This is a genomic window from Alkalibacterium sp. f15 (genome assembly GCF_049389645.1).
Lineage (GTDB): Bacteria > Bacillota > Bacilli > Lactobacillales > Carnobacteriaceae_A > Alkalibacterium.
In genome coordinates this window covers 662,259-674,900 of sequence record NZ_CP186540.1, presented here as the reverse complement: position 1 = coordinate 674,900, position 12,642 = coordinate 662,259, and the positions used below count along the sequence as shown (strand labels likewise).

Below are 12,642 nucleotides of genomic sequence, written 5' to 3'. Positions count from 1 at the left end.
ATATGTACGAAGAAGATAATCAAAAAAAATTAAAACTGCAGCGAACTTTGATATATGTATTCTTTGCTCTTTTGACGCTGTTGAGTATAGTACCTTTTTGGATCGTTATTGTTAATTCAACGCGATCAGCTCCTGAAATTCAACAGGGACTCTCTCTTATACCAAGGGACTCAGCTTGGGCTAACTGGACTCATTTAAGAGACCAGGGCTTCAACATATTCCAGGGGTATGGAAACTCGTTCTTTATCGCGGCAAGTGCAACTGTTTTAACCTTGTATTTCTCATCGCTGACAGCCTATTCTTTCATTGTTTACGATTTTAAAGGTAAAAAGTTTATCTGGGGAATCATTCTCCTATTAATCATGATCCCTACACAGGTAAGTATCATTGGTTTTTATAGATTCATGGCTAACTTAGGCTTATTAAATAACTATATTCCTTTGATTTTGCCTTCTGTAGCTAGTGCGCCGACAGTTTTCTTTATGAAACAATATCTGGAAACCATTTATCATCCGGCGTTAGTAGACTCAGCACGTGTTGATGGAGCGAGCGAAATATTCATCTTCCATGCGATCATATTGCCGTTGATGCGTCCGGCTTTGGCAACAATGGCTATTTTTTCATTCATTACATCATGGAACAACTTCCTATTACCATTGATTCTGATTAATGAACGGTCAATGTACACGTTACCTATGTTAGTTCAATTACTGACAACAGATGGATACAGAACTGAATTCGGAGCTATGTACATGGGTATCACGCTCTCCGTTGTACCATTACTCTTTCTTTATGCATTCTTATCTCGTTACATTATCGGTGGGGTCACCGCGGGTAGTATTAAACAGTAATATTGTAAAGTGTGAACCAGGATTTTATTATAAAAAAGAGGAACTTAAACACTGTTTAAGTTCCTCTTTTTTGTGTGCACCGGGCATGAGTAATAAAGTGTGGTTAAATTTCAACGCAGGCTTCATCGTGGATTGAGGCAAATTTATTTGAAAAGACGGAAAAATAGTTCTATCTGTTCTTAATAATATTAGAGATAGCTCTTTTATTCTTCAGAATTTTAGTTATACTGATGATGAGAATGAATTAAGGAGAAGATAAATGTGTTCGACATCGCTAAGTTAACACAAGGCAAAGAGCTATCAGAGTTAGATCAGCAACTACTTTCTTACATTTTGGAACACATGGATTGTGTGCTTCAAAAAGGCGTGCGCCAAATCGCTAAAGATAATTACACGTCCCCAGCTAGTGTCATTCGGTTATCAAAAAAATTAGGCTATACCGGATTTATTGATTTGTATTACCATCTTTTACCACTAGTCAATGCCGGGAATGATAGTGATAAAACAAAAGAAACGGACTTTTTTGATCTTGAAAGATCGTTAGTCTTGCAACATAATTCAATTGAAGATATGGATGCGTTTATTGAAAATGTTCTGTGTTTAGATGGGAAGTTTATTTTCATCTATGCAGCAGGTTTTTCTGCAATCACAGCAGAATATTTATATAAAAAGTTATTACTTTTGGGAAAGCAAGTAATTATTGCAACCTCACTTGATTCAGTCGGTGTTTTGGAAAACAATCTGAAGAATATCGGTGCCTTTGTGGCAATTTCCAAATCGGGAGAAACGCAAGGTGTGTTAGACAAAATGCATACTGCTAAAAAAGCAGGAGTGTATACAGTTTCCTTTACAAAAGAAACATCTAATCGTTTAAGTGAATACAGTGATTTGAACTTCAAAATTACCGATAAGCATAAACTGGATGATCGGAATTTACTTCCGAACACTTTTTTTCCATTCACTTTATTATTGATTGAATATCTACTCAGTGGCTATTTGAAAGGAATTAATGAAGTAAGAGATTATTCAGAGTTGGAATGATTTTAAAGGCATAATGTTAATGGTTATAGTCAGGTGTGCTATTAATTAATAGAGAACATAGTGTCTATGAGCTTTTAAATCGCGTTATTTTGATAAATAATTTATTTTTTGAAACGTGTTTCGTCTTAGAGAAACACGTTTTTTCTTCTTATGAAAGCCTTTTATTCCAGACAGCTTAAAGCTACACTTGAATTAACTTAAAAATATTGGAGGGAAAGAAATGAAAGAAAGAATAATGGATACGATGCAAAACTTTTCCAAAGCAATGTTTATACCTGTTTTAATTTTACCGATTGCGGGAATTCTAATCGCTATAGGGAATTTATTTACCAACGCACGTTTATTGGAAATTGTTCCTTTTTTAGATAATCCAGTTACAACTGGTTTTGGAACTATCTTGTCAGGCTCGCTCGTTTCAATATTAGTCAATTTAGGCTTGGTCTTTTCTGTAGGGTTGGCTGTCGGGCTAGCCAATAAGAAAAAATCAGAAGCTGGTTTTATTGCTTTACTCGGATACTTAGTCTTTATCAATGCGATGAATGGCTTCATGGGTATTCAAGGAATGTTGATTGAAGGAAATCTTCAGGGTACCGGGCAAACAATGGTGCTCGGCGTGCAAATACTGGATATGGGAGTGTTCCTGGGGATTTTCTTAGGGATCGTCACGGCGCTTGTACATAACCGCTTTGCTGATAAAGAATTCAACAATGCCTTTCAGATATATGGTGGGTCCCGATTTGTATTTATTGTATTGATTCCTGTTGTCGTTTTGTTAGCCATCTTGTTTACAAGTATTTGGCCATTTTTCCAATCCGGTATTAGCAGTTTAGGGATCCTGATCAACCAAAGTGGCAACTTCGGATTATTCTTATACGGTGCACTGGAACGACTGCTTATCCCAACGGGATTGCATCACTTAGTGTATACGCCATTCTTATACACTGAATTAGGCGGTATTGCTGAAGTGGGTGGCGAAATTTTTGAAGGAGCGCGTAACATCTATTTTGCAGAAATTGCCAATGCTGATGGCGGCTTACTAGCCCCAAGTGTCATTTGGGACGCTCGCGGAATTTCTAAAATGTTTGGTCTGATCGGTGCGTGTTTGGCTATGTATCATAGAGCTAAACCAGAAAACAAAGCAAAAGCACGGGCGATTTTAATTCCAGCTGCAGTGACTTCTTTCATTGCCGGGGTAACCGAACCTATCGAATTTGCCTTTATGTTTGTAGCACCTTTACTATTCGTCGTCCATGCAGGACTGAGTGGATTAAGTATGGTTGTATTGAATCTATTTAATGTTCGTGCTATTGGTCCTAATGGATTCATAGACTTCCTACTATACAATGTCCCTCTAGGAGTAGAACGTACAGGTTGGCCAATGTATATTGCAGTAGGACTCGTGTTCTTTGCAATCTACTATTTCTTATTCCGTTTCTTGATCTCCATGTTTAATTTTAAAACGATTGGACGAGAAGATGAGGGTGGGGAAACACGTTTGTACTCGAAAAAAGATTATCAAGAAAAGCAAGCTCAAGGTGATGAACCTGCAGGCGATTTAGGATTGGCGCAAACAATTATTGCTGCGTTGGGTGGAGATGAAAATATTCAGACAGTAAATAATTGCTACTCTCGCTTACGTTTAACATTGTTGGATCCAGATAAGGTCAATGAAGGACTCTTAACAGGCGAGACAGGTGCCAGCGGAGTTATGAAAAGAGGTCAGAATGTTCAAGTGGTATATGGCTTGCAAGTAAATAAAATTCGAAAAGCAGTCGATACAGTATTGAATCGTGAACCTGTAGAAGAATAAATGAAATAAAAAAAGTGAGGATGTAATATTTATGAAAAAGTTTTCTGTAGTCATTGCCGGTGGTGGCAGCACGTTTACGCCAGGAATCGTTATGATGATGCTAGACAATATGGACCGTTTTCCGATGCGTGAATTAGTTTTGTATGATAACGATAAAGAACGTCAAGCGGAATTAGGCGAAGCCTTAGAAATTTTGCTGAAAGAACAAGCACCAGACTTGAAATTCTCTTATACGACTGATCCAAAAGAAGCGTTCAGCGACAAAGATTTCTGCATGGCCCATATTCGTGTCGGGAAATACGATATGCGGGAAAAAGATGAGAAGATTCCTTTGCGCCATGGTGTCATTGGACAAGAAACGTGTGGACCCGGTGGGATCGCTTATGGTATGCGCAGCATTACTGGGATGATGGAAATCATAGATCATATGGAAACTTATTCGCCGGATTGCTGGATGCTAAACTATTCCAATCCAGCTGCCATTGTGGCAGAAGCGTGTCGTGTCTTACGTCCTGATTCTAAAGTGTTGAATATTTGTGATATGCCTGTGGGAACTTTGCGCAGAATGTCTCAGATCATTGAAAAAAATCCTGAAGATTTGGAAGTGCGTTACTTTGGGTTGAATCACTTTGGCTGGTGGACAAGTGTCAAAGACAAAGAAGGACATGAATATATCAATCAGATTCGTGAATACGTTGCGGAAAATGGGTACTTGACAAAAGTCGAAGTGGATAAGCAGCATATGGATCAGAGCTGGCAAGAAACACACAAGAAAGCAAGAGACATATTAGCAGTCAATCCGCATTATTTACCCAATACGTACTTGAAATATTACCTGTATCCTGACTATGAAGTGGCTCATTCCAACGCAGATTATACGCGTGCCAATGAAGTCATGGATGGACGAGAAAAAGAAGTCTTCACGGCGGCTCGCAATATTGTCAAAAAAGGAACTGCCGTAGAGGGCGGCTTCCACATCGATAGTCATGCATCCTTTATCGTTGATTTGGCACGTGCCATCGCCTTTAACACCCATGAACGGATGTTGATGATCGTCGAAAATAACGGTGCGATCGCGAATTTTCCAGATGACGCCATGGTTGAAGTGCCGTGTATCGTCGGAAACGACGGTCCGGAACCACTAACTCAAGGGAAAATCCCTGCATTTGAAAAAGCCTTGATGTTCCAGCAGGTGACAGTAGAAAAACTTGTTGTCGAAGCATATATTGAAGGTAGTTACCTGAAATTATGGCAGGCGCTCACATTATCGAAAACTATTCCGAGTGCGAAAGTGGCTAAAGATATCCTAGATGATTTAATTGAAGCCAATAAAAGTTACTGGCCAGAATTACATTAATTTTTACTGATGGATAGTGATAAGTCAGTTAAATAAAATAAGTAAAGGGCCGGGAATTTTCCGGCCCTTTACTTATGGAAAAATCAGAGGGGATAATCGAATCAGGCAGAATGAGATTGAATATAGTAGAAAATGTGGTGCCACAAATGGTAGTGGATATCACTTGAAATTGGTTTATAATGGCGTAGAAACGGAATGCTGTAATCAATAGGAGAGAAACTTAATGTATAGCAGCACGCTTAATATGATTTTGATATAGGAAAAGTAGCTAAGGTTTGGAATAATTGTTCTGTTATCAGCAACTGTTTGACTTCTCAACCTATAATGCACGTGGAGAAGAACTTAAAAGCGTAATCCATAGTTCGGAAAAAAAAATTTTTTCGTCGTTTCGAATAAAAACGCTTGCATTATCTGTATAGTATGATATTATTATTCTGTAATCGGTTACACATTCTAGGTTTCATTTTTTTAGGAATCCTAAACAGTAGTAATCGATCTAAGAAGATGATTGGATTCGAGGTAGGTGAAAATAATGGTAACAATTAAAGAGGTCGCAAAACATGCGGGAGTATCGGTTGCAACTGTTTCTCGTGCTTTAAATAAAAACGGGTATGTGAGCGAGAAAGCTCGGGAAAAAGTAGAAGCTTCCATCAATGAATTAAACTATTATCCCAATGAAGTGGCACGCTCTTTGTTTCAGAAAACGTCCAAAATGATCGGACTGTTGTTGCCGGATATTTCTAACCCGTATTTTCCGTTACTTATGAAAGGAATCGAAGAAAGTGCCCGTGAGAATGGGTACAGCGTGATTCTGGGTAATGTCGAAGAAGGCAGTAAAGCTGGGGATAATTACATGAGATTATTTGCACAACAAAATGTAGCGGGCGTCTTGTCAGCTGTCGAAGGAACACTTAGTCATCATCATCCCATGCCTATTGTTATGCTGGACCGGGTACTAGAGGGAGATGACTATGCAGTCTATACCAATGATGTTAAAGGTGGTATTCTAGCCGCTCAGGCTATTATTGATCGGAAGCCTGGCAAAGTATTGATTATTGCAGGACCTAAATCAGTTCCTGGAGCAATTGATCGCTTACTTGGTATTTTATCCGTATTGAATCCGACTGACGTTGAATATGAAATTTTTGAAACAGGATCGTATACAATTAAAGAAGCAGAAACGACTGCCAAAGAAATTTTTGATTTACATGGCAAGATGAATAGCATCATCGCGAGTAATGATTTGTTTGCTCTAGCAGTAATGAAAGAAGCACAACAGAGAGGTTATCAGATACCACGAGACATTCAGGTGATTGGGTATGACAATATCCCCTTTAGTCAATTAGTGTATCCGGGATTAACAACGATATCTCAGCCGGCCTTTCAAGCAGGATATCAAGCTGCAGATTTGCTGGTTCGCCGAATTAAGAAAGATACGATCAGTAACAAACGAATAAAGTTGGATCCTGAACTCGTCGTTCGAGATTCTTTAAGAGAAAGTGAGGAGTAATGAATGGTGAAAATCACAGTAGTAGGTAGTATTTCAACGGATTTTGTCATTGAGACAGACAAACGACCACAAGTTGGTGAAACAGTCGAAGGGAAAAATTTTTCCACTGCTTTTGGGGGTAAAGGAGCGAATCAAGCGGTAGCTGCCGCTCGCTTAGGTGCTGATGTATTTATGATAGGAACAGTAGGAAACGATACGTTCGCAGAAGAACTCCAACGGAACTTGAAAGAAAACCAAATTTTTTTAAATAATGTGGAACGGGTTACACATCTTCCTTCTGGTTCGGCAGTTATCACGATTCAAGATGGTGATAATGCCATTATCTATATTCCGGGAGCAAATAACGCGTTAACACCTGAACGAATCGCTATGGCGCGAGAAGATTTGAAAACGAGCGACTTGGTTGTTGTTCAAAATGAAGTTCCGGTGGATGCGATTGAAGAATTGGTTCGTGTCTGTACAGAAATGCAGGTTCCGGTATTATACAATCCCGCACCTGCAAGAAGATTGAGTGCTGAAGCTATTGAGAAGGTACGCTTCATCACTCCTAATGAAACAGAATTTTCTGTATTATTTCCAGGTGAAAAGATGGAAGAGGTATTGGAACGGTATCCTAATAAATTATTAGTTACGGCGGGATCTGAAGGCGTCTATTATCATGACGGGGAAAAAGTGAAGCTGGTCCCAGCGAACAAAGTGGTGCCTGTCGATACAACGGGTGCTGGCGATACGTTCAACGGGGCGTTTGCAGTCGCTTGGTCAAATGGATTAACTATAGAAGAAAGTATTCGTTTTGGTAATTTAGCGGCCTCGTTGTCCATTCAGAAGATGGGTGCCCAAACGGGTATCCCAACTATAGATGAAATGAAAGGAAGCGAGAAGTATGAAAAAGAATGGCATCTTAAATAGTGAAATCAGTAAGGCATTGGCGGATTTAGGTCATACTGATCAAATAATGATTGGAGATTGTGGTTTGCCTATTCCTGAAAATGTTAAAAAAATTGATCTGGCAATTGAAATTGGAGAACCTAAATTCATTCATATCTTGGCGGTCTTGTTAAAAGAAATGCAGGTCGAGAAATACATGTTAGCAAAAGAAATCAAAGAGAAAAATCCTGAACAATTAAAAGCCATCAACAAATTATCGGGTGAAATCGAAATGGAGTGGCTTTCTCATGAAGAGTTAAAAGTGAAATCACAAAAAGTAAAAGCAATAATAAGAACAGGCGAAGCTACACCGTATTCAAACATTATTTTACAATCTGGTGTTATTTTTTAGGAGGTGAATGCAGTGAAAATTCAAATGAAAGACATCGTAAAAAGTTTTGGTAGCAATAAAGTGCTTTTAGGTGTCAATATAGATATTAATTCCGGCGAAGTACACGCTTTGATGGGCGAAAATGGGGCTGGGAAATCTACTTTAATGAACATCTTAACCGGTTTACACAAGTATGATTCAGGAACCATTATAATCAATGGGGAAGAACGAACCTTTGAGAATCCGAAACGTGCCGAAGAACAAGGCATCAGCTTTATTCACCAGGAAATGATTACTTGGCCTTATTTAACGGTCTTGGAAAATTTGTTTATGGGACGAGAGAAGAAAACCAGCTGGGGTTGGATCAAAACAAAAGAAATGCGTGAAATCGCTCGTGATTTGTTTAAGGAATTAGGAGTGAATATTGATCTAGACCGTGGAATGCAAACGTTATCCGTAGGTCAGCAACAATTAGTTGAAATCGCTAAATCGCTGATGTCTAATGCAGAAGTTGTCATCATGGATGAACCGACAGCGGCTTTGACGGACCGTGAAATTAAAGTCTTGTTTACTACAATCAAAAAATTAACGGCGAAGAATGTAGCAATCATTTACATTTCACATCGAATGGAAGAGATTTTTGCCATCAGTGACCGCATAACCGTTATGCGAGACGGGGTCAGCGTAGACACGAAACCAACTGTCGAAACAGATACTGATGAAGTTGTTCGAAAAATGGTAGGACGAGATTTGGAAGATTACTATCCAGATATCAAAACAGAGAAGGGTAACATTCTATTTGAAGTGAAAGATTTGAGCGACGGTAAAGTTTATAAAAACATCAATTTTCACGTTCGCCAAGGAGAAATCTTAGGCTTCTCTGGGTTAATGGGTGCCGGACGAACAGAAATTATGCGTGGTATTTTTGGCATAGATAAATTAACTTCCGGACAATTATTTTTAGATGATAAAGAAATTGACGTTAAGTCACCTTCAGATGCTATTCGACAAGGTATTGGTTTCTTAACAGAGGACCGCAAAGAAGAAGGTTTGATTTTAGATGATTCATTGAGAGGTAATATTTCTTTACCATCGATCGAAGAATTTAGTCATAGCGGTTGGATAAACACGAAAGAAGAAAAAGATTTCGCGGATCTATTAATAAAACGGCTCACTGTGAAAACAGTAAGTGGGGAAGTCCCGGTGAAGACCCTTTCTGGAGGGAATCAGCAAAAAGTTGTCTTAGCTAAATGGATCGGTGCAGGTTCACGTGTTCTTATTCTTGATGAACCAACTCGAGGAGTCGATGTAGGTGCTAAACGTGAAATTTATGTCTTAATGAAAGAATTAGCTGAGCGGGGTGTGGGTATTATCATGGTATCAAGTGATTTACCTGAAATTATCGGAATCAGCGACCGTGTGATAGTTATCCACGAAGGAAATGTAGCCGGTGAAATGGATAAGGCAGATTTATCTGAAGAAAAAATTATGACGTTAGCGACAGGAGGATACAAATGAATACAGAAGCAAGCAACATAGAAAAGAAAAAAGAAAAACGGAGTGAGCTAATAAGGAAGTTAGGACCATTTTTCGCCTTGATTGTATTGATGATTTTTGTAACGATCATGAATCCTAATTTTATTCAAATGGGAAATATCCTAAATTTACTGCGACAAGTATCTATTAACGGATTGATTGCCTTTGGGATGACATTCGTCATTATTACAGGCGGGATCGATTTATCAGTTGGATCCACTTTAGCACTGAGTGGTGCGTTAGGTGCAGGTCTGATTGCGGGGGGATGGAGCCCAGTTATAGCAACACTTGCTGCTTTAATTATCGGAGCGCTCTTGGGTGCAGTGAATGGGACGTTGATTACTAAAGGAAAGACAGCTCCTTTTATTGCAACCTTAGCAACGATGACCATTTATCGTGGTTTAACTTTAGTTTATACAAACGGTAATCCTATAACAGGAATTGGTGGTAGCTTTTTCTTCCAATTTATCGGTAAAGGTTATCTCTTCGGTATTCCTTTTCCAGTTGTCTTAATGGCAATTGCTTTTGGTATTTTATATGTCATTTTACACAAGATGACATTCGGTCGAAAAACTTTTGCGATAGGAGGGAATGAAAATGCGGCTTATATAGCGGGGATAAAAAGTGATAGGATTAAAATAGCTGTTTACTCAATTTCTGGTTTGATGGCCTCATTAGCGGGTTTAATTTTAACTTCTCGTTTAAATTCAGCTCAACCAACTGCTGGTACGTCTTATGAATTAGATGCTATTGCAGCTGTAGTTTTAGGTGGAACCAGTCTTTCTGGTGGGCGTGGTCGCTTGTTTGGCACGCTTGTTGGTGCACTAATCATCGGAACCTTGAACAACGGCTTGAATTTAATCGGCGTTTCCAGTTTTTACCAACAAGTGGTTAAAGGGATCGTTATCATTATCGCCGTCTTGTTAGACCGTAAGAATGATTAATAAAAACGATAAATAAAATATAAAAAATTTAGGAGGAAATAAAAATGAAAAAATTAATCGCTTTGTTTGGAGCATCTGCATTGTTTTTAGGAGCTTGTGGTACAACTGGATTAGAAGGTAACGACACGGGAGATAATGGTGAGGAAGGCATAGAAAGTGTGGAACGTGACGAAATGGTCGTTGGATTATCGCTCTCCACTTTAAACAATCCTTTCTTCGTTTCACTGCAAGAAGGTGTCGAAACTGCTGCTGAAGCAGAAGGAACGGATGTCCGTACTGTAGATGCGCAAGATGATACAGCGAAACAATTGAACGACGTCAATGACTTGATTCAACAAGGCGTGGATGTTTTGCTTATCAATCCAGTTGATTCCGCAGCGATCGAACCAGCAATTGAATCAGCAAACAGTGCAGGTATACCTATTATCACTATTGACCGTTCAAGTGAAGGTGGAGAAGTAGTTACGTTAGTCGCTTCTAACAACGTAGAAGGTGGAGAAATGGCTGCCCAGCGTATTATCGATCTAGTTGGTGAAGGTGCAGTAACTGTTCAATTAGAAGGTGTACCTGGAGCTTCCGCTACACGTGAGCGTGGAGAAGGGTTCATGAACGTTGCAGAAGACGGATTGGACGTGGTGGATAGTCAAACTGCTAACTTCAATCGTTCAGAAGGTTTGACAGTTATGGAAAATATGTTGCAAAGCAACTCCGATGTTGAAGCAGTCTTTGCACAAAATGATGAAATGGCATTAGGAGCAATCGAAGCAATTGAAGCTGCTGGATTAGCAGATGATATTATAGTCATTGGCTTTGATGGAAACGATGATGCTTTAGCAGCCGTCGAAGAAGGACGCTTGGATGCAACCATTGCACAGCAACCAGACGAAATGGGTCGTATCGCAATGGAAACAGCCTATGAATATTTCGAAGGTGGAGAGATTGAAGAATACATTGCATCACCTTTAGAAATAATCATAAATGAATAAGTTCAAACAGAATAGTTAGATTACAAAAAAAGAACTCGTTTAAAATTACGAGTTCTTTTTTTGCATGTTTTTGTATAAATATGAATGGATTATGCGAAGCAAAATAATGTTATTAAAGAAATGAAGCAAGTCATATCTGATGACTTGCTTCATTTCTTTTGCTATTCTATAAATAATTAGTCTAGTGAAAGGTGAAAAATAATGAAACCTAAAATGCCTCCTAAACCTCCTAAACCTCAAATCGAGACAAAAGAACATGATGTCGATCCTGCTAAAGATTCAGATGTCATTGTAAAAGTCGGGGGATTTCGATTATATTTTCAAAATTACTATACGATCATTTCTTTAACTAACGATATAATTACTGGTGTACTATATTTATCAGGGAGCCTGGTTCAAACGTTCACAGAGCTTGAATTAGTGGGAAGCTATTTGTATATCTTTGCTAGTTTTTTCCTGCTCATGAGACCGATATTGAGAATTACACATAATGTTTTTTTCTACAAGGAAAAAGACTACAGAGAACAAGTATTAGGTGAAGATAATGAGAATGGAGAATCAAGTAAAAAAGATAAGCCGACGAAAGAAGTTGAAGTGAAAACTGATAATGGAGAAAGTGAGGACGAATCAGAAGAAATAGATAGTGGGAACAACGACTATTATTAAGAAAGCACTAAGAAAAACGAGTAGATGATCAATCTACTCGTTTTTCTTAGGCAGAGTCGTCAACAGCTAGTTGACGATGGATCTCAGCAAGTTCGATTTCACGAATTTTTCTTGGTAAGAAGCATCTGATCTCTTCTTCGTTATAACCAATCTGTAAGCGTCTGTCATCTAAAATAATTGGACGACGAATCAAACTAGGTTGTGCAGTGAATAATTCCAGTAATTCATTCATAGATAAGTCTTCAATATCAACAGATAAAGTTTGATACGCTTGTGAACGGTAAGAAATCAATTCACTCGTACCTTCTTCTGTCAAACTAAGTATCTGTTTGATCTCATTCTTAGTTAACGGTTCATGAAAAATGTTTTTTTCGTTAAATGGTAAGTCCTGTTCTTCTAACCATGCTTTAGCTTTTCTGCAAGATGTACAACTTGGAGATACGTATAATGTAATCATAAGTTATGACCCCTTTCAAAAGTCTCATTGAGAGTGTATGTACACAGGTTAAGATAATTAGAACATTGTGAACAATTTGTTACAATTACTATTTTAGATAGTTTTTTAAAAAAAGCAATAGGGTTCGACACTTTTTAGTCACATTTACACTAATTTAAAATAAGTAACCTTTTTGTCATATGTTTGTCACATTTGAATTTGAAAGTCAATTGTTTCTATCTGTGTA

The 12,642-nt window shown here is 38.4% G+C and carries 12 protein-coding genes; 11 read left to right on the top strand and 1 reads right to left on the bottom strand.

Translation table 11 applies throughout. From position 1 onward, the window contains the following. Nucleotides 1–2: 2 nt before the first annotated feature. The 11 genes from ACO1PF_RS03345 to ACO1PF_RS03295 all read left to right on the top strand — a co-directional run bounded on the left by ACO1PF_RS03345 (nt 3) and on the right by ACO1PF_RS03295 (nt 11,959). Nucleotides 3–851 carry a carbohydrate ABC transporter permease gene (locus ACO1PF_RS03345; RefSeq protein WP_423189943.1) on the top strand — a complete coding sequence of 283 codons (849 nt, stop codon included), beginning with the start codon at nt 3–5 and terminating at the stop codon, nt 849–851. Between the two features lie 261 nt (nt 852–1,112). Then, nucleotides 1,113–1,892: a MurR/RpiR family transcriptional regulator gene (locus ACO1PF_RS03340; RefSeq protein WP_423189942.1), complete on the top strand. Its 780-nt coding sequence runs from the start codon at nt 1,113–1,115 to the stop codon at nt 1,890–1,892. 220 nt (nt 1,893–2,112) lie between these two features. Then, nucleotides 2,113–3,702, top strand: a complete 1,590-nt coding sequence (locus ACO1PF_RS03335) for a PTS transporter subunit EIIC (protein ID WP_423189941.1) — start codon at nt 2,113–2,115, stop codon at nt 3,700–3,702. A 31-nt stretch (nt 3,703–3,733) separates the two neighbouring features. Continuing rightward, nucleotides 3,734–5,059 (top strand): 6-phospho-alpha-glucosidase, encoded by a 1,326-nt coding sequence (locus tag ACO1PF_RS03330; protein ID WP_423189940.1) that lies wholly within the window; start codon nt 3,734–3,736, stop codon nt 5,057–5,059. A 532-nt stretch (nt 5,060–5,591) separates the two neighbouring features. After that, nucleotides 5,592–6,569: a LacI family DNA-binding transcriptional regulator gene (locus ACO1PF_RS03325; RefSeq protein ID WP_423189939.1), complete on the top strand. Its 978-nt coding sequence runs from the start codon at nt 5,592–5,594 to the stop codon at nt 6,567–6,569. Nucleotides 6,570–6,572: 3 nt separating this feature from the next. Continuing rightward, a complete protein-coding gene (gene rbsK / locus ACO1PF_RS03320) occupies nt 6,573–7,478 on the top strand; it encodes a ribokinase (RefSeq protein WP_423189938.1) in 906 nt (301 codons plus the stop codon). Continuing rightward, a complete protein-coding gene (gene rbsD, locus ACO1PF_RS03315) occupies nt 7,453–7,848 on the top strand; it encodes a D-ribose pyranase (RefSeq protein WP_423189937.1) in 396 nt (131 codons plus the stop codon). Before rbsK ends, rbsD begins: the two co-directional genes overlap by 26 nt. 12 nt (nt 7,849–7,860) lie before the next feature. Then, entirely contained in the window at nt 7,861–9,345 is a 1,485-nt protein-coding gene (locus ACO1PF_RS03310) for a sugar ABC transporter ATP-binding protein (RefSeq protein ID WP_423189936.1), read from the top strand. Then, a complete protein-coding gene (locus ACO1PF_RS03305) occupies nt 9,342–10,307 on the top strand; it encodes an ABC transporter permease (protein WP_423189935.1) in 966 nt (321 codons plus the stop codon). Before ACO1PF_RS03310 ends, ACO1PF_RS03305 begins: the two co-directional genes overlap by 4 nt. A 44-nt stretch (nt 10,308–10,351) precedes the next feature. Then, nucleotides 10,352–11,293, top strand: coding sequence for a D-ribose ABC transporter substrate-binding protein (locus tag ACO1PF_RS03300; protein ID WP_423189934.1), 942 nt, complete (start codon nt 10,352–10,354; stop codon nt 11,291–11,293). 201 nt (nt 11,294–11,494) lie between these two features. Next, complete coding sequence (locus ACO1PF_RS03295) at nt 11,495–11,959, top strand: YrhK family protein (protein ID WP_423189933.1); 465 nt, start codon at nt 11,495–11,497, stop codon at nt 11,957–11,959. A gap of 46 nt (nt 11,960–12,005) precedes the next feature. On the opposite strand, the gene spx is transcribed toward ACO1PF_RS03295, so the two are convergent. Next, on the bottom strand, nt 12,006–12,416 hold the full coding sequence (gene spx / locus ACO1PF_RS03290; RefSeq protein WP_423189932.1) for a transcriptional regulator Spx: 411 nt from the start codon (nt 12,414–12,416) through the stop codon (nt 12,006–12,008). Nucleotides 12,417–12,642 lie beyond the last annotated feature (226 nt).

What these genes read in the sequence shown, in the direction of transcription:
- ACO1PF_RS03345 (WP_423189943.1), top strand. Translation starts at nt 3, where the DNA reads ATGTACGAAGAAGATAATCAAAAAAAATTAAAACTGCAGCGAACTTTG.
- ACO1PF_RS03335 (WP_423189941.1), top strand. Translation starts at nt 2,113, where the DNA reads ATGAAAGAAAGAATAATGGATACGATGCAAAACTTTTCCAAAGCAATG.
- ACO1PF_RS03330 (WP_423189940.1), top strand. Translation starts at nt 3,734, where the DNA reads ATGAAAAAGTTTTCTGTAGTCATTGCCGGTGGTGGCAGCACGTTTACG.
- ACO1PF_RS03325 (WP_423189939.1), top strand. Translation starts at nt 5,592, where the DNA reads ATGGTAACAATTAAAGAGGTCGCAAAACATGCGGGAGTATCGGTTGCA.
- rbsK (WP_423189938.1), top strand. Translation starts at nt 6,573, where the DNA reads ATGGTGAAAATCACAGTAGTAGGTAGTATTTCAACGGATTTTGTCATT.
- rbsD (WP_423189937.1), top strand. Translation starts at nt 7,453, where the DNA reads ATGAAAAAGAATGGCATCTTAAATAGTGAAATCAGTAAGGCATTGGCG.
- ACO1PF_RS03305 (WP_423189935.1), top strand. Translation starts at nt 9,342, where the DNA reads ATGAATACAGAAGCAAGCAACATAGAAAAGAAAAAAGAAAAACGGAGT.
- ACO1PF_RS03300 (WP_423189934.1), top strand. Translation starts at nt 10,352, where the DNA reads ATGAAAAAATTAATCGCTTTGTTTGGAGCATCTGCATTGTTTTTAGGA.
- ACO1PF_RS03295 (WP_423189933.1), top strand. Translation starts at nt 11,495, where the DNA reads ATGAAACCTAAAATGCCTCCTAAACCTCCTAAACCTCAAATCGAGACA.
- spx (WP_423189932.1), bottom strand. Translation starts at nt 12,416, where the DNA reads ATGATTACATTATACGTATCTCCAAGTTGTACATCTTGCAGAAAAGCT.